Raw genomic sequence first — 20,144 nt, 5'->3', positions numbered from 1 at the left:
TGAACAATATCTCTATTATAACAGGAATATACGTTCTTGACGAGATGTAGGATAGAATGTTTTTTATTTCCTCGGTAATAGCTCTTGCTTCATCCTCATAGTTTCTTATTATTGATCAAATATTGATTAATCGTATTGACCTCTTATTGTTTACAGAGTATACTATAATTATTATTTGTCGATATCAGTTTTCAGTTAGGAGGTTATGACATGAAATATGCACTAATAACAGGAGCTAATCGTGGAATTGGTTATTATTTAGCGAGAGAAATGGCTTTAGATGGTTATGGTATTGTTATGGTCGGTCGTAATAAAGAGCGTTTAGAACATGCCAAACAAAAACTTAAGACTTATACCCCACATATTCATACACTTGTATATGATCTAGGTGATCCTACTGCGCCAGAAAGTATTTATAATGATGTGAAGAAATTAAACTTAGAGATCGATATCATAGCCAATAATGCTGGTTTTGGTTCATATGGTTTATTCCACACCAATGATATAAAAAATGAATTAGATATGATGCAGGTGAATATGACTTCTTTGGTTCACTTAACCCATCTCTTCAGTCAAGATATGGTAAGACGTAAAAGAGGTAAAATACTGAATGTAGCATCTGTAGCAGGCTTTCAATCAGGACCACATATGAATGTTTACTTTGCTTCTAAATCCTTTGTTGTTCATTTTTCTGAAGCCCTTGCTTACGAATTAAAGCCATATGGAATTAAAGTAACAGCATTATGTCCTGGCAGTACCGATACAGATTTCTTTAGTCGTGCTGAAGTTAATCGTAAGTCAGATCTCTTCAGACATAAGGCAACGCCTGAATCAGTAGCTATAAAAGGTTATAAGGCTCTGAAGAAAGGCAAATCCATTGCCATCCCTGGATTGAATAATAAGTTCATGATTCAAATTCAACGTTTTGTCCCTAGAAAAGCTGTTACAGCTATACTTGGGATTGGGATGAGTAAACAACCTAATAAGGGATAAAGATAGTTATTTAGAAGGAGCCTATATGTCATTATGACATATAGGCTCCTCTTACACTTCTTCTATTATTCAGCTGTATCTATCTCTATTTAGCTGTATCTCTATTAATTACTTGATAACCAAAGTTTTCACCTTTTGGAGCTGGTGGAATCTCAGATGGTAAATATGTTTTTATTACTCTAAGTAACGTTAAAAAATCATAGCGATATGAGATTGTATCACCACCCCAATGTTCTGCTAGCACATCAAAGGCTCTATAAACATCTTCTGTCATAGCATTCCATTCTGCTTCTGTTGGAATACCATGTGGATAAAAACTTCTCATTTCAGATATAAAGATAGCAATATCATCTTTTGTTAACTCAATATCATAGATATCTGATGTTTCTTTATTCATCTTACCTAGTATACCTAACACTTGTGGAACATGATCAGCGAAGCCTGCATAACCCAAAGTCTCAACTAAGTCTACTGATTGTAAATTTGCTGAACGGTTCTCTCTAAATACACTACCATCCACAGAGTATAACCCTCTATTGTAGATATATGTTAAAAGGATATCTTCTGCTGATGGGTCTGCTGCTTGATTGATAAAGTCTTTGAACTCATAAGAAGGTACAGCATACATGAATTCACGTGTCATACTTAGACTGGCTGCTGAAGCAATAGTTGCTTTAATAAATCTCTTATCGTTAATGTCTTCTGATACATAGGTATAATCATCATGGGCAGCATCTGCTGGAAAGGAATCAGGAAAGAAATCTTTAACCTCATTAAAGTTGGGCGTTTCTTGCTGGAAAGGTCCATCTACCGACCCGGACGTCATTCCCCAATACCATGTTTGTCCCTGAATAGTTACTGGATGTCTGAATGCTCCTTCTATTGTTGGATATACTGCTGCTGAGAAATTTTCTTTCGTTCCTAAAGCAGCCATATAATTAGGATTAATCCCATAAACTTCTTGAGCAAATCCCAACCCCATAGCCATATACTTAGATGGTATCCACATTTTAATACCACTGGTTAGATTCGTGTAGACATCATCCGCTAAACCGATAGTAATTTGAGTGTCAGATGGACTATTATATAGAATTAAACCATCTGCAATCGGAGAAACTGATATTTGATAGTAAGCATTAGGGTTACTGATTAAGTCAGTATCTGCAAGGTTTGCTTTACCTTGTATAAATCCATCAGGTAAGTCTGCACGATCTGGATAGATATCTTCACCACGCATAAACTGGACCAGGATACCTCTTGGATAGTTAGCATTACCTATCTTATTGTAATTGACAGTAACTGTTCTTGTTTCCCCCATAGGAATCGTTGTGTCCCAGTCATTTAACATGATTGTTACTTTGTTACCATCTTGTTTGAAAGATTTAGCACCTTCTACTGATGTAACTTGGGCTGAAGTATTAAAGGTAAATCCCCAAACATTGTAGATCCCACTGTCCCACTTGTAGGATGTATGAGGGTTTTGCACTAAGAATTCTGTCTCAAATGTACTATCTGTTTCACTATAGTTAATTGCCTCTACAACTAATCCTTGTTCTGTTGCCCACTTTATATCATCACTACCAGTGTTACTGTTATTGTCATTTCCATTGTTGTCATTACCGGTTTGATCATTACCCTCATAGGGGTACTTGTCCCCCCAAGGTGATGTATAGGTTGGATTACTTAGTGGGAACAATGGCTCATTGGCTTCTTCCAAATGAAGTTCTTGGGCAATCAATGTTGACATCATTTGATTATCGGGGTTGGTATAACTTGGATTGCTGTTTGTACGTTGTAAGCTCCAAATCATCATACCGCCTACATTATTAGTCTGGACATATTTTGCCGTCTCAGCCAATTTGTCAAGTGTCCATATATGACCTCCCCAGTCTTCTGGCGGTACCATAACCCCCATATTAACTGGACCATCATAGTAATTTTTGAAAGCTTTAAGAGCATCTATTGGATCATAGGATCCTGCATTATAACCCATTACATTTAGCATGTCCAGTTTGTCTCCAGCTTTTCTTAGAACAGGTAACATCATACCTGTACTTGCAAAAGGTCCTGGCTTCGCATTTTGCCATTCATCTTCACCGTACGCACCAACACTCCAAGCTGTAGCTGCAAGTATATAAGGCCGTGGTAATGCTTGACGCATTTCATTGATGATGTAAACATATTCATCTTCTTTAGCATAAGTAATCTTACCATTGCTATCATAGCTTGTATAAAACCCTCCTGCTGGCTCATAATCTAAATCCACACCATCCATATTGAAGTCTTTCACAAGTCTTCCAATAGCATCATAATTGATATTCTCCCAATTTGTATAAGTTAAACCACCAATGGATAGGATAACTTTTGTATTAGGATTACTGGATTTAAGTGTATCAATAGCTTCTTTAAGTACACTTCCATCATAGCTAAATTCCAAACCTGTTCCAGTTAAATTCAAGTTACCATTGTAAGTCATATCAGGCTTTCCAAATGCTAACATAACTACATTGACATACTTCGGTAAATTGGCTAAATGAGTATCAGCTCCATTGGATGCCCATTTATCAGACCAGGATTGGAAGTAACCGACAAAATTACTCTGCCCATCTGGAATAGGTGTTGGTTCAGGAGTCGGCTCTGGATCAGGTTCAATAGGTTCTGGTTCTGTTGGTTCCGGATTTGTTGGAACATCTACAGTTTTACCATTCAATTTAAATGCTGTTGGTTGCTGAAATGCACCAGTATAGCTTATTGAAAGCCCTACATTAGCAGTACCACTTGGTGGAATATTACTGTTCCAATTTACATGTGTAATGGTTACTTTATCTCCTGAACGCTTAACCTCTCCATTCCATGAACTGTGAATCTTTATATCTTCATTTAGTTGAATTTCCACAGTCCATCCATCAATGGACTTTATATCAGTATTCTTAATGATTACATTGGCTGTCATGCCAGAACCCCAATCGGATACGATCTCAAACTCTATCTCTCCATTTTGGACATTCTGATCATTACCACTACTATTATCACCGTTATCCATTTCTGGATTCATATTATCAGGATATGGCACATGATTATCTACAGGTTTCCATAGTGATGTTGCAGCTACTGGATTCCATGTTGAGATGGATGTATGTCCTTGTAAACACTGATAGATATTTTCTTCATAGGTTACTTGGTCTCCAACGTTGTAGTGCGTATTAACTTCCCATAGCATGGGTACCTCCTTGGCATCAGCCTCTTTAGTCATGCCAGGAATAACACCAAACGCTAGTGCTATGACGAGAATAAAAGCCAATACTCGCCTCATCCTTATGCTATTACGATTTTTCTTCATGTAATGCCTCCTTTAATGTTTACTTTATCAGTTGCGACCACATTTTTATGCTATCACATGAAGATGTTAGACTTATTACATATTTATTGCATAAATATTAATTAACCTATAATAATTAATATCTGCGCAATTTTTTATCATTTCTTAACATATTCAACTCATTAATAATAAAATACAAGATTAAAAATTAAAGTAAAACAATATGATTATTAATATTAACGTAATATAATTAATAATTTATTAATATATAAACAGTATAAAGATTACACTATGTTTCAAAAAACTAAAGTTTATCGCTACTAAAAAAGCCACGGTTTAAAACCATGACTATTCTTGTATTAACATCATTTTATCTCTTACGATATTTATTTTTTGGGCGCCCTACTTTACCATATTCTAACTCAATACTGAGCTTGTTCTCTTTCTCTAGGAAGTCCAAATAACGCCGTGCTGTTATCCTAGAAACACCTACTTCTTTGGCTATATCTTCTGCTGTAAAAGGATTCCCCTCCATACCATCAATACTGTCAATGATTTTCTTATAGGTTAATTCATTAAATCCTTTCATCTCCCCTACATCATGTGGGTCAAAATGATGCTCTTTTTCTTGGAGTATATACCGATCGATCATGCCTTGCTCAACATGTTCATTTTGATTTAAATTTGTTTTTCTATTTGCATATTTTAATAAAGCTTCTTTAAAGCGTTCGAAAACGAATGGCTTTATCAAATAATCCACTGCTCCATAACGAAAAGCTTCTTCCACAGTCTTTGCATGCCGATCTGCTGTAATTAAAATAGCATCACATTTAAGTCCTTCTTGTCGTATCCACTTTAGTAAATCCAACCCTTTTCCTTGAGGAAAGAAGACATCAAGAAGTATTAAATCGGGTTCTTTTTCACTTAAGTACTCTTTTGCTTGAGCAAGGGAATGTGCAACATGACTTGCTTTAAATCCATCAATTCTCTCAAGAAACTTTTGATTGATTTCACTCACCATTGGATCATCTTCAACTATTAAGACTTCTATCATTCTTCCTCTTCTCCTTCAACTTCAATAATCTTTTAACACTTTTCTATTCCATAGGTATAAAGACTTCTATGGTTGTTCCCTCTTCACTTGTTACATCAATCACGCCATTGGAATCATCTACAATTCGCTTAACAATATCAAGTCCTAGACCTCTATTACCATCCTTCGTTGAATAACCTCTTTCAAATATCTTTTGCTGTTTTTCTTCACTTATACCTCTTCCATTATCAGTAACACTCATGTATAAGCCTTCTTGTTCTGAAGCAAAATCCACCTCAATAACTCCTTGATAGTCTACCTCCAACAACTCATCAATGCTGTTTTCAATCAAATTACCAAGTATGGAGCAAAAATCATCAGCCGAAACAGTCTCTGGCAACTTTTCTAAATGGGAGTTGGGATTGATATTTAATTCAATTTTCATTTCAGCTACTTTGTTGTATTTAGCAAGTAATAATGCAGCTATATGAGAATTTTTTATTCGTTTATTGAGAGTTGTAGAAAGTTCTGCTCTAATTCTTGAAACATCCGAAATATAACTTACTGCTTTATCATATTCCCCTAATTGAATGAGCCCTGATATCGTGTGTAATTTATTCATGAACTCATGATTTTGTGCTCTCAAAGCATGAGTCATTTTCTTCACTCCAGTTAATTCTTCAGCCATCTGTTTAATCTCAGTTAAATCTTGAAAATCAGAAACTATACCAATGACTTCATTTCTATGATTGCGCATTATGGTATGGCTACTAACAAGAGTCTTATACGGTGTTACCCTCATTTCTTGGTTATAGATGGATTCCCCCGTAGCAAGTACTTCTTCAAGTAAAACTCTATAATGCGGGCATAAAACTTCTACATCTTCACCTGTAATATCCCGTTTGAAATCAAATATCTTCTTAGCTGTATCATTGTAAAAGATAATCTTTTTATCTTCACCTACGGCTATGATACCATTCTTAAAGCTATGCAATATCAAATCTCTTTGTCCCAGCAAAAGAGCAATTTCTTTGGGCTCTAAACCAAATATACTTTTTTTAATGTTTAATGATAGCAGAGTCGCACTAATCAACCCCAGAAGAGCTGCGATAAAGAAAGTCATGTAAAGAAGATGATAATAGCTTTGATTCTCTTCTGTTACCCGGTCCTTTAATAAGCCAACGATAACTGCCCCAATTTGATCATTTTCATAATAAATCGGTACAAATGCACGTATAGCTGAAATCAATTCATTTCTATCTGCTGAAACATAAGCCTCTCCAGTCTTTAGAACTTCTTCTTCACCACCACTGATGTATGGTTTTCCAAGCCCATAAGCCGTCGGGTAAGAGTATTTTATACCCTCCATATCGATAACAATAATGTATTGAAATCTGGTATTAACTCTTATTCCTTCAATAATCTCTTGAACCGCATGATAATCTTTGTCTGCAAGTTTCTCTTGAACCTTTTCCATTGAAGCCAGAGTTACAGCAATATCCATAGCATTGTTACCCATCTGTACTTCTAAACTGTTTTCATAATTCTTGAGACCAAAAAAACCAATAGTCCAAATGACAATGGCTAGTATTAAAACGAAAAAAAGAGTCATTTTATATTGAAGTTTCATCACCAGCCTCCTTTATTGCCTCATGCCTTGGTCTAGTGCATTCTGCACTGCATTGATGACACCTTGACTTGTATATGTAGCCCCGGTAACAACGTCTACGTCCCATGTATTACGCTTGATCATTTTTTCTGGCATTTCATCGTAAACATAGACACTTACCTCTGGCATCTCATACTCTTCAACAATATTTATATCAAGTATGCGATAATCATCTGTTGTAACTGAGACTGTTATTGGTCCGTGATTACCTTCCGCTGTTCCTATATAAGTACCTGCAAAATAGAGAGGTTCCTGCTGCTGTCTAAATACACTAATCATAAGGATACCTATGATAGCAGATGTTAATAAAAGAGTTATAGCTATTATATCTTTAATCTTCATATCGGATTCCTCCTATCGCCAAGTTACGAATCTCTTCTCTATTAAATCAATAAGCACAAAGAGTGTTAGTCCCATACAACTCATTACAAATATGCCACCATACATTTCACTGTAATTAACCCGCATCCAAGCATCTATAATGACATAACCCATCCCATAGCTTGTTCCAAAATTCTCTGCAAAGAATAACACTGATAGTGCAGTACCACTGCAAACTCTTAATGCTGTTAATACGCCTGGTAAAATACTTGGTAGGATAATTTCACGAAGGACAACATGTTTGCTGGCACCTAATGAAACAATGGGTATGTAAGTATCTTCAGGAATCTTCTTGATCTCATCCCTCACATTAACGATGACCGGAAATACCGTTATTAAAAATACCATTATAATCTTAGCTATATCGCCTAAACCAAATACTAGCATCACCAATGGTAGAAAGGCCATTTTAGGTACTGGATAAGTCAAATATAAATAAGGCTGTAATAATTTTTCTCCTTGTTTTGTGGCCCCCATGATAATCCCTAAAGGTAGTCCAACGGATAAAGCTAGGAAAATACCCAATAAAACTCTTTTCAAGCTAAAGAAAACATGTATGGCTAATTCATCGATATTAAAAATACTCAAGATGATTTGATCAACTGATGGTATTAATGGCATCTTAACAAGCATACTGATAAGTTGCCACAAGATAAGCAGTATTGATATTCTAATACCATATTTTTTTAATCCTTTAGACATCTTTTCCTCCCAATAAGCTACTTAGCTTTTTCTCAGCTTCAATGATTTCTAAAGCTTTTTCCCTATAATCCCAACCGAATACTGGATTTTCAATACACTTTAATCCCTTCATTTGAGGTGTTAAAACCCATATCTCTTGGCCAAGATAAAGAGCTTCACGAAGATTATGCGTTACCAATAGAGTTGTTACATGACTATTCTTCCATATTTCCAAAAACAATTGTCTAGCTTCCTCTTTTGTTAAATCGTCCAAAGCAGAAAAAGGCTCATCCATCAGTAAAATTTGAGGTTTCAGTAGAAAAGATCTAGCCATAGCGACTCTTTGCTTTTCCCCACCACTTAACTGTTTAGGATAACGATTTAAAAGATTGTCAATCTTCAATTGCTTATTTATTTTACTCATTAATTGCTGATCAATATTATTCTTGCCATCTTTTATTCTTGCTGCTAAGGTAATGTTCTCTTTAACTTTTTTCCATGGTATGAGACCATCTCCTTGGGTAATAAAGCCAACCCGATGCTTTTTTGGATCTACCTGCTCATCCGCTATCAAAACTTGACCATTATAATCTTTTAGTATACCCGCTATGGTCTTTAGTAATGTGGTTTTACCAATCCCAGAAGGTCCAATCAAAACTGCTATTCTACCTTTTTCAATGGACATAGAAACATTGTTGAGTACTTGTATATTCTGATCTTTGTCTTTAAAAGAGAGAGTTACACTCTTAACATCAATCATGATGATCTTCCTATCCATTGTTGATGTAAATCATTACTCACTCCAAGGTGATTTAGTATCCTGCCCACTGTTAATTCCACCATCTCTTCAATACTCTTAGGGAGATGGTAGTATGCAGGCATAGGAGGTAAAAGTATAACTCCCAATTCACTTAATGCTAACATGTTTTTAAGATGGATTGTACTAAAAGGTGTTTCCCTTGGTACAAGAATAAGTCTTCTTTTTTCTTTAATCATAACATCTGCCGCTCGTATGAGTAAATTATCACTTGTACCATGACAAATCTTCGCTAGACTCCCCATGGAACACGGTAGAATAACCATACCATCTATTTGGAACGAACCACTAGCAACAGGTGCAAACATATTATCAATATCGCATACTTTGACATTTGCACCACTCTTGGTAATCTCATCTAACCACTGATCCATCTGGACACCTAACTCATACTCAAAAACCTTCCTACCATTATCTGTCACGATTAGAAAGACCTCATGCTCCTTGGCTAGTTCCTCAACAACTCTTTTCCCATAAACACTACCACTAGCCCCAGTAATACCAACAATATATCTAGCCACACTCCAACCTCCCTTAATCATCATCTTACCTAAGACACTGACACTTTCCTACTGATGCACTCGTTCCACTTTTCTACAATTCATTAGATAACTATCCCCCATATATACCGAAAGTACGGATGGGGTACTATGGAGCAGCGAGCCACGGATGGCGAGTTCAGCAGTCTAAGACATGGATGTCTTTTCTGCTGACGCAATAGTACCCCGTTCATGCTTGACCCCATTAGTATTACTAATGAATTCCCTCCTCCCTTTTAGAGGATTAAATCCACTACCGTACTTACCAACAGCAACATACTTACTATTTGATTAATATGATAAGAAGCAACATTCATTTTTCTCTTATTATCAGGATCTACCAATCGATGTTCAATAACTAATAATGCACCACTGAGTACTACACCCATTAGATAAAAAATACCTAATTCCATTACAAAAAATAGAGCTACTAACAATATCCACATCATGAAATGAAATGCCTTTGCTATAAGCAGGCTATTCTTTAGCCCAAAACGTGCAGGTATGGAATAGATTGCATTATTCCTATCAAAATCAATATCTTGTGTACCGTATATAATATCGAATCCTGCTACCCAAAGCAGTACTACTGCTCCTAACATTAGAGGTGTCAAAGCAAATTGTCCTGTTACAGCTAACCAGGCTCCAACAGGTGCTCCAGCACATGCAATACCGAGAACAAGATGGCATGCCCAAGTTACTCTTTTCGTATAAGAGTAGACCGTGAATAAGGCTAATGCTACAGGCGACAACAGGAAGCATAAAGTATTTAGTTGGTAGGCCGCCAATACAAAAAGAGCATAGCAAATCCCTACAATCCATAATACTTCACTACCTTTAACAATCCCCTTAGGTAAATGCCTGTCAGCAGTACGGGGATTCTTCTTATCAATATCACGATCCACCCATCGATTAAGTGCATTAGCTCCATTCCGTCCTGCTACTAGAGCCACCAATATCCAAAAAAAAGTTGCTATATCTGGTAAGCCATTAGCCGCCCATAACATACTGATCAGCGCGAAGGGTAATGAGAACAGAGTATGTGAGAACATGACTAATTCACCATATGTTTTAAGCTTCTTTAATACCATAATCTTGCCACCTTTTACTGACTAAATCCTTTATTTCTTCCGTCATTTCTATATCATCAGGCCATGCTCTTGTATGTCCTTCACTGGCCCATTTCTTTGTAGCATCTATACCAAGGCGTCGATCACTATATACTAAATCTCGCTTAGCATCTATATTATTAAAAACCTTCCACGCTACAGTTGAAAGATCTTTAGCACTGACGTGTTCTTCAACTACAATGGTTATCTTTATTGCATCCATACCTTCGATTTCCCAAACTTTCTCTATAACTTTCTTAGCATCATAGGGTTCCGACTTTTTGATAGTTAAGATGACGCAGTTATCTGATGGATGGTCTGTAAGGAAGTTCACTTCTTTAATCTCATCACATACTTCATACAATTTATCCAATTTCATTTCCATAGAATTGTTTGCTAATCCTTCTTCAAGGGCTCCTTCTGCTTCCCACTTTTTAGTGGCATCGACTCCAAGACGATGTCCATAAAAAGCTGTATTAGAAGCATGATCAAGGGCATCAAGTGGTCCTTCAGAAATGACTATATCCTTATGGATTGTTGTATGCTTTAATACTTTCTCAGCTACTGCCTTCAAATCATATGGATCAGTCTCTTCATCAACTACAATGACCAGCTTGGTATACATCATTTGACCCATTCCCCATATAGAGTGCATCACCTTTTTACCATGCATAGGGTATTTTTTCTTAATAGATACGATGACGCAATTATGAAAGACACCTTCTAAAGGAAAATTCATATCAATTATTTCTGGACAGAACATTTTTATAAGAGGTAAGAAAATTCTTTCAGTAGCTTTACCCATATAACAATCTTCCATTGGAGGCTTTCCTACAATCGTTGTAGGATAGACTGGCTTCTTCTTATGCGTGATTTTTTCTAAATGAAAAACAGGATACATATCCTCTAGAGAATAATAACCAGTATGATCACCGAATGGTCCTTCCATACGTCTCTCATCCAAATCTACATAACCTTCAAGTATGAACTCTGCATGGGCTGGAACATATAAATCATTGGTAATACATTTGACCATTTTCACTGGATCTTTTCTAAGAAAACCTGCAAAAAGCATTTCATCAATCATTTTAGGTAATGGTGATGTTGCAGCATAAATAGTGGCAGGGTCACAACCTAATGCTACAGATACAGGCATTTTTTTTCCTAGCTGTCTGTACTTTTGGTAAATCTCCCTACCATCCTTATGTAAATGCCAATGCATGCCGGTTGTCTTATGATCATAAACCTGCATGCGATACATACCTATATTCTGTTGTCCTGTCTCTGGATCTTTTGTGAAAACAAGCGGTAAAGTTATATAACGACCTCCGTCACGGGGCCAGCATTGCAATACTGGTAATTGATTGAGGTCAGGTTCTTCAATAACCTCTTGACATGGACCTGTTTTAACCTTCTTAGGAAACACTTTTATCAATGGATATAGCTTAGGAATAGATTTGATCTTATCTGTTAAAGTAATATAATTACTAATATCCATTAGATCAGCTATACGATGTGCTATATCATCCAAGCTATCTACACCTAATGACATATTCATTCTTTCATAAGTTCCCATAGTGTTAATCAATACAGGATAGGGTGATCCTTTAACATTATTGAAAAGAAGTGCATGTCCATAATCTTTGGATACACGATCTGCTATTTCAGTTATCTCTAAGTAACTATCTACTTCCGCATCTATTTCATCTAATAGTTCCTTCTTCTTCAGTTTCTCCATAAAATGTTGTAAATCTTTATAAGCCATGAAACTTCCTCCAACTCTTGAAGTTTGATTTACTGCTGTAACATATATAGCATTAATAATTCCTTTTTAATAACTTGACAGTTATGTCTCTAATAATTGCTTTACTTTCACAATCAGGCAATTTATCGATATTTGTTAGAGCTTTCTTCGTATACTTATCTGCTACATGTTTAGCTTTTTCTATTCCACCATACTCATTAACCAGAGTTAAGATTTCATCAATATCTTTTTGATCTAAATCTTCTTTAGCCAAAATTGCTCCTAGTCTTCCATGTCGATCTTTTTTTAAGGCATATATTAAGGGTAGTGTATAATAACCACTAAGCAAATCACTTTGCGCATCTTTTCCCAACGTTACAGTGTCACTTGAATAATCTAATAAATCATCCATAACTTGAAATGCCATCCCAATATAGAACCCAATTCTGCCAAGTAGCTTGGTTAATTTCTCATCACAGTCGGCTTCTCTTGCTCCTACATAGAAACTAATACCAAAAAGTGCCGCTGTTTTTCCTGCTATCACTTTAATGTAGTCTAAAGCACCTACATTCTTTTCGCCTCTTAAATGGTATTGTTTGATTTCACCTAAACAAATACGTGACATAGCTTTAGATATCTCTTTTAAATTATCAGCTTCATAAGAATAATGAGATAACTTAATGAAACATTGGCATAGAAGAAAATCACCAACGTAAACAGCATAGTCTTTACCAAATGAAGATTGAATCGTTGCTTTACCCCTTCTAAGTTCTGCATCATCGATTATATCATCATGTATTAAAGTAGCCATATGAAGCATCTCAATAACCGCTGCTAAGTCATAAAACTTCTGCTGTTCTTCTGACTGACCAAATTTACTAGCAAGGAGAACAAAGGCGGGGCGTAGCATCTTCCCCCCATCCTTAACCAAATTCTCAAGTCGTGTATTAAGGAGCTTCTCATTCGATGTTATACTCTCAATTATACTCGATTTCACACAATCAAGTTCTTTATCTATCTGTGGATAGTCCATCCAAAATTTAATCATGTAATCACCTTGTCAATCTACTCTAGGTCACTCCCTAGCTTATCGTTCTTTATAAGTTCATTTTATAGCTTATTATAACACATGAAAGTGACTAGCGTCACGTTTCATGTATGTGTAGAAGAAGTCTATTAATCATCCGTATATAAATAGCTCTTTCTTACGATCTTTATTGCTTTCCATCGTTTCTTTAAGAAAGGTAATATATAATAATCAAGGCCAAAACTACTACCCGATCCACCAATTAATGCTATATTGCCTGCGTAATACCAAAGCATTTCCATTGAAGCCATACCAGACAACCAAACCATCATCCCCATAGCAATTGCAACAATATTAGCGATGGCTGTAAAGAGACCTAATATCAATAACAGCCCAATAACTATCTCTGCTATAACCATACCTGCTTGGAATATAGTTGCTAAAAATGTGTAGCCCCCATCAGATGTATAAAAGAAAACATCCATGGACCAATGAACTATCACTTCAATAAAATCTGGTACAGGAAGTGCTTCTAAAGCTGCTGCAGCGGATTCTGCCGCCCCAGTAGCTGCTCCTACTGCATCAGTGGTCTGGGGTAGACTTGTTGCTGCAGATGTACCATCAGTGTATGGAGGGGGAATCAAAAATATTTTAGTAGGGTTTTCTAAAATACTAGGCAATTTATGCCAACCTTGTATCAGCCACTTATAACCTACAAAAACACGTAGAGGCACCAACCAAAAATTCGGTGAAGCCTTAGAGAAATAGCCCCCAGTTAGACTTCTCCTATCTGCAACTTGAAAGATCTCATGCATGAGATAAGTCCAACATTTATTAAACCCTGCAACTTGAAAAAAGTAAACCAAATTAATGAAATGTTTAATGAAAAGAGCAAGAAAGCCAGAAATCATAAAGAAATGTCCTGGAGTCCCAATGTGCGCTACACCGTAGCGCCCTCCCACAGAAACCATGGATCCATGAAATCGAGGTTGATAGGATTTCTTATCTTTATTGTCCATCACAGCAATGAGATTAGCAGCAACAAGGGCAGAAGAATGTTCTGCGTTTTCAACCATTTGAGGAACAGGTCGCTCTTCCCCTTCTGGAATAAAAAATATATTATCGCCGACAACAAATACATTATCATAAGCTTTTGCTTGTAAGAACTCATTAGTTACCACACGGTGACGACCTTGTTGCTCAATGTCTACTTGACTTAGTAATTCAGAACCTTCTACACCGGCAGCCCAAATAACTGTGTTGGTATGAATCTTTCCCTTTTCGCCAAGATTTACATAATCCGGTGTTACTTCTGTAATACCTTGACCAGTAATAACCTCTACGTTCTGCTTAACTAAACGATGCTCTACTTTTTTAACAAGCTTATCCGGGAAATTAGGTAAAATTTTAGGCATGGCATCCACAACATATAATTTGATAGCCTGCTCATCAAGATTAAAATCTTTCATTAAGTGGTACTGCCACTCACCCAACTCACCAATCATCTCAATCCCTGTAAATCCAGCACCAACTACAACGAAGGTTAACAATTTTTGTTTTTTGATTGGATCTGTCTCTTTTTTTGCTTGGCGCACCTTATTCAAAATATGTTCCTTAATATATACTGCATCCTCATAAGACCATAAGCTTAAAGCATGCTCTTTAGCTCCTTGAATGCCATAATAGGTTGGTTGACAACCTGTTCCAAGTACCAGATAATCAAAATTATAATGCGTAGTTCTTGATTGTAAAACTTGATGCTGAAAATCAATATGGATAACAAGGTCTTGAATAACTTTTACTTGGCGTTCTGCAAAAATCTTATGCAAATCAATGCGAATAGCATTTTCAGGTACCCTATTTGCTGCTACCTCGTGTAACTCAGTTAACATCACGTGGTAAGGATTCTTATCAATAAGAATAATCTCAACACTTTGGCTTTTTTTGAATTTTCTAGCCAGTTTCTTTGCAGTTAAAACGCCTCCATAGCCTGCACCTAATATAACGATACGTTTCTTATCAGCCATTTCTATATCACCCTTAACTAATAGCATAAGGGGATTTGTAGACTTTTTGTTAAATGTTTATCTCAATTCTATCATAGTTCATTCCAAAGTCTATAAGAACCCCTTTTTTGTTCATTATGAATAGGTTTTGTAAATTTTGTTCATACATACATTTTATCTATCTTAATTTCTAACTATAATGTCATAGAATAAAATAGAATTGCAGCTCCTGATTTTATAAGGTATTCAGCTTTTCTCACCCCATTAACATACCAAATAAATTTATCTGCCGCGCTCCCTCCCATTCTTTACTTAATGATTTTAATTCAAACCTATTAACTTTCTCCTTTCATATTCTTACTTAAAATGCTATACTTTATTTGCTATATCTTATCGGCCAAGATATTCCTGCAGACAACATTGTTAAAAGTATGACAAAACTAGGAGGTATTTCAATGAAAAAATTAAGTTTTATAATATACATCTTACTATGTGTTTTTTTATTTGTAGGGTGTACAAACAATGATGAGGATGTTACACAAGATAAAAGTTCTGTCCAAGAAAAAGATGTAATTGAAGAACAAAGTGAAGTTGTTACTGAAACTACTGAGGAAATTGAAGAATTACACCCATTAGCAATTGGGGTTATGCCTGACACCGATTCACTTCCCCTCATCTTAGCGTCTTCTTTAGGCTATTATGAAGAAGAAGGTCTTGAGGTAACCATTGTTCCTTTTAAAAGTGCTTTAGATAGAGATGCCGCACTACAAGCCGGTCAACTAGATGGTGCCATCTCAGACATGTTAGCAGTTGCTTTCCTCAACGACAATGGTTTTAAAGTAGATATTACCTCAAAAACATCTGGAAGTTTTAAGCTCATCGCTAATGGTGAGAAAGGTATTGAAGCTGTAACAGCTATCAATAATAACAGCATTGGTATTTCACAAAATACTATAATCGAATACCTAACAGATCGTATGTTAGAAACTTCTGGTGTATCATTAGATCAAGTCGAGAAGGTGGCTATACCTAAGATCCCTACTCGCTTAGAGATGCTTCAATATGGAAACATTGATATGGCTACTTTACCAGAACCTCTAGCCAGCCTTGCTGTTTTAAATGGTGGAAAAGCGCTTAGTAGTTCTGATGCACTCAATATTGATTTAGGTTTAATTATCTTCAAAGATGAAACAATTAATTCCAAAGCCACTGAAATTCAAGGCTTTTACCGAGCTTATAATAGGGCTGTTGACTATCTAAACGAAGAGCCTCTAGAGAACTATATTGACATTATTATAGAAGAAGCTGGATTTCCAGAGCCAGTAAGGGATACTCTTGTACTTCCAGCGTATACTCATGCTACTATGCCATCACAAGATACTTGGGCTGATGTTCTCCTCTGGTTAAACAGCAAAGAACTCATTACTGAGGAGTTTTCTTTTGAAGAGGTTTCAACTGATCAATTTATTAATTAGAGATTTATGAGCATAGTTGGGGACTTCTATGCTCATTATTGTTAAAGTATTTAAAATGCTAAGGTTAGTATATCTGACATAGGATATAGAGAGGTGATAAAATGAGTCGTAATTTCAATCATCAAGAAATTGAATTACTAGCTCCAGTAGGTAACTTTGAAATTTTTAAAGATCTAGTTAACAGTGGTGCTGATGCTTTCTTTTTTGGTGGTAAGTTATTAAACATGCGTATGCACCGTAAAGCTTTTAATTTTTCTAATAATGAGATTAAAGAAGCTGTACATATGGCACATTCCCTAGATAAAAAGGTTTATATTACAGTAAATAATCTTTTTAGCCAAGAAGATTTAGAAGCTGCTAAAGATTATCTTCTTTTTCTCAATGACATACAACCAGATGCTCTTATTATTCAAGATTATAGTTTATTTAAAATAATAGATTCTCTCAATTTACAACTCAATCTTCATTCATCAGTGATGATGAATGTTCATAACTTAGCTTCCATTAAGAGATTGCGTCAGCAAGGTGTTAGTCGAATTGTTGCATCTAGAGAAATGGATTTAAGGACCATTAAAACTCTTCATAGTCAAACCGATATGGAATTTGAATATTTCACCCATGGAGACATGTGTATTGCTCACGGATCACAATGTCACTACAGTGGAATGCTCTTTGGTAACAGTAGTAATAGAGGACTTTGTATGAAACCCTGTCGTTGGTCTTTTCGTACAAAAAAAGATGGCAATGTCTATCCTACTGAATATCCTATGGCAGTTAAGGATCTTTCCATGTATGAATATTTGCCTGAAATGATTGACGCAGGTATTGTTTCTTTTAAAATCGAAGGTCGTATGCGTGATGCAGATTATTTACTGCACTTAATTAACTGCTATGGTGATGCTTTAGATCGTTATATCCATGATCCATTTGGATATGATAGAAAGAAATCTACTGAAATGATATACAACAAAAGAAAACGTGATTTATCGACAGCTTATGCTTTTGGTAATCCTGGATTAGTTAATATTAATAGGCGTTATGAAGGTACTGGTGTATTTTATAGCCATGGTAAAGTATTTAGTAAACCTATTGAAGAAACAGAAATCTCTAAAGAACGTGTAGAAAAAATAAAAGAAGTATTAACTACCCATCGTAAGAATTCACTTCAATCTCCTGTCGCTTTGAGTATTAAAGTCAATTCTTATGAGCAGGCAATAATAGCTCTAGAAGAAGGTGTTGACAGCCTATATCTATCTGGGGATGTCTTTGAACCATCACAGCCTTTTACTATTACAGAAATACAAGATTTAGCTGCTAAAAAAGGACAAACAAAGCTCTACTTAGGTTTACCTAGAATGATGTACGAAAATGATTTCTCACGTTACAATCATGTTTTAGAACACAATGCATTGGGTATTGATGGTCTTCTAGTAACGAACCTAGGCGCTATTGATCATTTTAGAGGAGCTGTTCCTGAATTAATCGGTGATTATAGCCTCAATCTTTATAATGCTGTATCAGCAGACTACTTAAAAGAAGAGGGGCTTACAACAGGGACTTTATCCATTGAAGCACCTTTAAAAGATATTATCGCTACGGTAGAAGGAACCCAACTACCTACTGAGGTCATCGTACAAGGTTCTCCAGTTGTTATGTATTTGGAACATGACCTTTATGAGAATACAAAGGTATTAGACCCTATTGGCGAAGAAGATAACCTTCATGTGGATAACAATATTTTAGTACTTGTTAATGACAAAGGTTATGAACATCCCGTCTATCGTGAAGCTGCTACTGGTCGTAACCATATGACGACTTATAAAGATATATGCTATTTGCCCTTCTTAAAGGAATTAATTGAAGTTGGCGTCAAACAAGTGCGTATCGAAGCATGTCACTATAGTGATGAAACGCTGAAATCTATGATACAATGTTATAAAGAAGCACTACAAAATCCTGCTCAATGTGAAGAGCTCTATAATCATTTAAAAACCACTAACGCTAGTTTTACATTAGGCGCTTTACAATTTAATTAACGATTATTATACCTGGTTGAAAGGGGGCTTCCCATGGATCATTATATTGGACCAGAGAAAATTATTGAGAAGAAAAAAGACTACCTTTATCCCTGTAGTCACCATTTTTATAAGTATCCACCTCAAATCGTTAAAGGTGATATGCAATACCTTTATGATGAAGATGGTAAACGCTACCTAGATTTTTTTGCAGGGGTATCTGTTATGAACTGCGGTCATTGTAATCCTGAAATCCTGAAGACTACTATTGAACAACTCAGTACATTGCAACACACAACAACCATTTACTTGACCCAGCCTATCGTCGATTTAGCAGAAAAAATGGCTACCATATTACCTGGCGAATTAAAAAGATCCTTTTTTTGCTGTACAGGTTCTGAAGCTAACGAAGGAGCATTACTATTAGCACGCCTCCATACTGGAAAAAAGAAATTTATTACTCTAGAGAAAAGTCTTCATGGCCGTACCCATCTAACAATGAGTGCAACTGCTATTCCTATGTGGCGAGCTGACCCTTATTTGTCATCAGAAGTCCTAACAGCTCCAGGAATCGATCCCCTTGACTTAGAAAACTCAGCAAAGAGTTCTCTTAAGGCTATAGAGTCCATACTAGCAGAAGATGATGATATTGCCGCCTTAATTATCGAACCCATCCAGGGCAACGGCGGTATCATTACACCTCCTGATTGGTATTTCAAAGAACTGTATCATCTTATTCATCAGCATGATGCTTTACTCATAGTTGATGAAGTTCAGACCGGCTTTGCTCGTACTGGTAGGATGTTTGCAATTGAGAACTTCGAAGTAATTCCTGATATTATGACCATGGCTAAGGCTCTTGGTAATGGTATACCTATTTCAGCATTCTGTACGACCGATGCAATAGCTTCTTCCTTTACAAAACCTTCTGCTTCAACACTTGGTGGTAATCCAGTAGCCTCCAAAACGGCCTTAGCAGTTCTTGACTACATTGAAAGAAACGACTTAAGTACTGCTGCAAGAGAATTAGGTCATCTTCTTAAAGATGGCTTACTAACTCTAAAAGAAAAACATTCATTAATAGAAGATGTTCGTGGTATAGGTCTTATGTTAGGTGCAGAACTTATTAGAGAGGATGGAACTCCCGCTTCTGAAGAAACAGATGCTATCTTAGAATACATGAAAGATCATGGTATTTTAATCGGTAAGAATGGGTTATGTAGAAATGTTTTAGCCTTCCAACCTCCATTAATTGTCACTGAGGAAGATGTAAATACTGTGCTTGAAAACTTAGATCATGCTTTTAGTGAACTAGAAAAATAGTTAAGAAAGCTGC

General features: G+C 36.1%; 15 protein-coding genes. 4 read left to right on the top strand and 11 right to left on the bottom strand.

What is annotated here, in order from left to right:
- The first annotated feature begins 210 nt into the window (after positions 1 to 210).
- Positions 211 to 993: an SDR family NAD(P)-dependent oxidoreductase gene (locus C1Y58_RS14055; protein ID WP_105616693.1), complete on the top strand. Its 783-nt coding sequence runs from the start codon at positions 211 to 213 to the stop codon at positions 991 to 993.
- 85 nt (positions 994 to 1,078) lie between these two features.
- Here the strand turns inward: C1Y58_RS14055 and C1Y58_RS14050 are convergent, their stop codons facing one another.
- The 11 genes from C1Y58_RS14050 to C1Y58_RS14000 form a co-directional block, all read right to left on the bottom strand.
- Complete coding sequence (locus C1Y58_RS14050) at positions 1,079 to 4,333, bottom strand: cellulose binding domain-containing protein (RefSeq protein ID WP_105616692.1); 3,255 nt, start codon at positions 4,331 to 4,333, stop codon at positions 1,079 to 1,081.
- A gap of 349 nt (positions 4,334 to 4,682) precedes the next feature.
- Positions 4,683 to 5,366 carry a response regulator gene (locus C1Y58_RS14045; protein WP_105616691.1) on the bottom strand — a complete coding sequence of 228 codons (684 nt, stop codon included), beginning with the start codon at positions 5,364 to 5,366 and terminating at the stop codon, positions 4,683 to 4,685.
- Positions 5,367 to 5,409: 43 nt separating this feature from the next.
- Positions 5,410 to 6,975 (bottom strand): ATP-binding protein, encoded by a 1,566-nt coding sequence (locus C1Y58_RS14040; protein ID WP_105616690.1) that lies wholly within the window; start codon positions 6,973 to 6,975, stop codon positions 5,410 to 5,412.
- A 12-nt stretch (positions 6,976 to 6,987) separates the two neighbouring features.
- Entirely contained in the window at positions 6,988 to 7,356 is a 369-nt protein-coding gene (locus tag C1Y58_RS14035) for an FMN-binding protein (protein ID WP_105616689.1), read from the bottom strand.
- Between the two features lie 12 nt (positions 7,357 to 7,368).
- Positions 7,369 to 8,097 carry an ABC transporter permease gene (locus tag C1Y58_RS14030; protein ID WP_105616688.1) on the bottom strand — a complete coding sequence of 243 codons (729 nt, stop codon included), beginning with the start codon at positions 8,095 to 8,097 and terminating at the stop codon, positions 7,369 to 7,371.
- Entirely contained in the window at positions 8,090 to 8,836 is a 747-nt protein-coding gene (locus C1Y58_RS14025) for an ABC transporter ATP-binding protein (RefSeq protein WP_157950104.1), read from the bottom strand. Before C1Y58_RS14025 ends, C1Y58_RS14030 begins: the two co-directional genes overlap by 8 nt.
- On the bottom strand, positions 8,833 to 9,414 hold the full coding sequence (locus tag C1Y58_RS14020) for a UbiX family flavin prenyltransferase (protein WP_105616686.1): 582 nt from the start codon (positions 9,412 to 9,414) through the stop codon (positions 8,833 to 8,835). The genes C1Y58_RS14025 and C1Y58_RS14020 overlap by 4 nt, the downstream gene beginning before the upstream one ends.
- Before the next feature lie 254 nt (positions 9,415 to 9,668).
- Complete coding sequence (locus tag C1Y58_RS14015; RefSeq protein ID WP_105616685.1) at positions 9,669 to 10,523, bottom strand: UbiA-like polyprenyltransferase; 855 nt, start codon at positions 10,521 to 10,523, stop codon at positions 9,669 to 9,671.
- Positions 10,504 to 12,306: a menaquinone biosynthesis decarboxylase gene (locus tag C1Y58_RS14010; protein ID WP_105616684.1), complete on the bottom strand. Its 1,803-nt coding sequence runs from the start codon at positions 12,304 to 12,306 to the stop codon at positions 10,504 to 10,506. The genes C1Y58_RS14015 and C1Y58_RS14010 overlap by 20 nt, the downstream gene beginning before the upstream one ends.
- Before the next feature lie 52 nt (positions 12,307 to 12,358).
- On the bottom strand, positions 12,359 to 13,333 hold the full coding sequence (locus C1Y58_RS14005) for a polyprenyl synthetase family protein (RefSeq protein WP_105616683.1): 975 nt from the start codon (positions 13,331 to 13,333) through the stop codon (positions 12,359 to 12,361).
- A gap of 128 nt (positions 13,334 to 13,461) precedes the next feature.
- Positions 13,462 to 15,339, bottom strand: coding sequence for an NAD(P)/FAD-dependent oxidoreductase (locus tag C1Y58_RS14000; protein WP_105616682.1), 1,878 nt, complete (start codon positions 15,337 to 15,339; stop codon positions 13,462 to 13,464).
- A gap of 434 nt (positions 15,340 to 15,773) precedes the next feature.
- Between C1Y58_RS14000 and C1Y58_RS13995 the strand changes: the two genes are divergently transcribed.
- From C1Y58_RS13995 to C1Y58_RS13985, 3 genes are all read left to right on the top strand, one after another.
- Positions 15,774 to 16,793, top strand: coding sequence for an ABC transporter substrate-binding protein (locus C1Y58_RS13995; RefSeq protein ID WP_207655755.1), 1,020 nt, complete (start codon positions 15,774 to 15,776; stop codon positions 16,791 to 16,793).
- Between the two features lie 101 nt (positions 16,794 to 16,894).
- Positions 16,895 to 18,829, top strand: coding sequence for a peptidase U32 family protein (locus tag C1Y58_RS13990; RefSeq protein WP_105616681.1), 1,935 nt, complete (start codon positions 16,895 to 16,897; stop codon positions 18,827 to 18,829).
- A 33-nt stretch (positions 18,830 to 18,862) separates the two neighbouring features.
- Positions 18,863 to 20,131: an aspartate aminotransferase family protein gene (locus tag C1Y58_RS13985; RefSeq protein ID WP_105616680.1), complete on the top strand. Its 1,269-nt coding sequence runs from the start codon at positions 18,863 to 18,865 to the stop codon at positions 20,129 to 20,131.
- Positions 20,132 to 20,144: the final 13 nt, after the last annotated feature.

The sequence above is a fragment of the Vallitalea okinawensis genome (assembly GCF_002964605.1).
Classification (GTDB): domain Bacteria; phylum Bacillota; class Clostridia; order Lachnospirales; family PQDH01; genus Vallitalea_A; species Vallitalea_A okinawensis.
The sequence above is the reverse complement of the archived record's forward strand: the minus strand, read 5'-3'. Positions and strand labels throughout refer to the sequence as shown.

Bases quoted from the DNA above. Each gene is read 5' to 3' on its own strand.
- C1Y58_RS13995 (WP_207655755.1), top strand. From the start codon at position 15,774: ATGAAAAAATTAAGTTTTATAATATACATCTTACTATGTGTTTTTTTA.
- C1Y58_RS14000 (WP_105616682.1), bottom strand. From the start codon at position 15,339: ATGGCTGATAAGAAACGTATCGTTATATTAGGTGCAGGCTATGGAGGC.
- C1Y58_RS14045 (WP_105616691.1), bottom strand. From the start codon at position 5,366: ATGATAGAAGTCTTAATAGTTGAAGATGATCCAATGGTGAGTGAAATC.
- C1Y58_RS13990 (WP_105616681.1), top strand. From the start codon at position 16,895: ATGAGTCGTAATTTCAATCATCAAGAAATTGAATTACTAGCTCCAGTA.
- C1Y58_RS14050 (WP_105616692.1), bottom strand. From the start codon at position 4,333: ATGAAGAAAAATCGTAATAGCATAAGGATGAGGCGAGTATTGGCTTTT.
- C1Y58_RS13985 (WP_105616680.1), top strand. From the start codon at position 18,863: ATGGATCATTATATTGGACCAGAGAAAATTATTGAGAAGAAAAAAGAC.
- C1Y58_RS14005 (WP_105616683.1), bottom strand. From the start codon at position 13,333: ATGATTAAATTTTGGATGGACTATCCACAGATAGATAAAGAACTTGAT.
- C1Y58_RS14030 (WP_105616688.1), bottom strand. From the start codon at position 8,097: ATGTCTAAAGGATTAAAAAAATATGGTATTAGAATATCAATACTGCTT.
- C1Y58_RS14035 (WP_105616689.1), bottom strand. From the start codon at position 7,356: ATGAAGATTAAAGATATAATAGCTATAACTCTTTTATTAACATCTGCT.
- C1Y58_RS14015 (WP_105616685.1), bottom strand. From the start codon at position 10,523: ATGGTATTAAAGAAGCTTAAAACATATGGTGAATTAGTCATGTTCTCA.
- C1Y58_RS14025 (WP_157950104.1), bottom strand. From the start codon at position 8,836: ATGATTGATGTTAAGAGTGTAACTCTCTCTTTTAAAGACAAAGATCAG.
- C1Y58_RS14055 (WP_105616693.1), top strand. From the start codon at position 211: ATGAAATATGCACTAATAACAGGAGCTAATCGTGGAATTGGTTATTAT.
- C1Y58_RS14040 (WP_105616690.1), bottom strand. From the start codon at position 6,975: ATGAAACTTCAATATAAAATGACTCTTTTTTTCGTTTTAATACTAGCC.
- C1Y58_RS14010 (WP_105616684.1), bottom strand. From the start codon at position 12,306: ATGGCTTATAAAGATTTACAACATTTTATGGAGAAACTGAAGAAGAAG.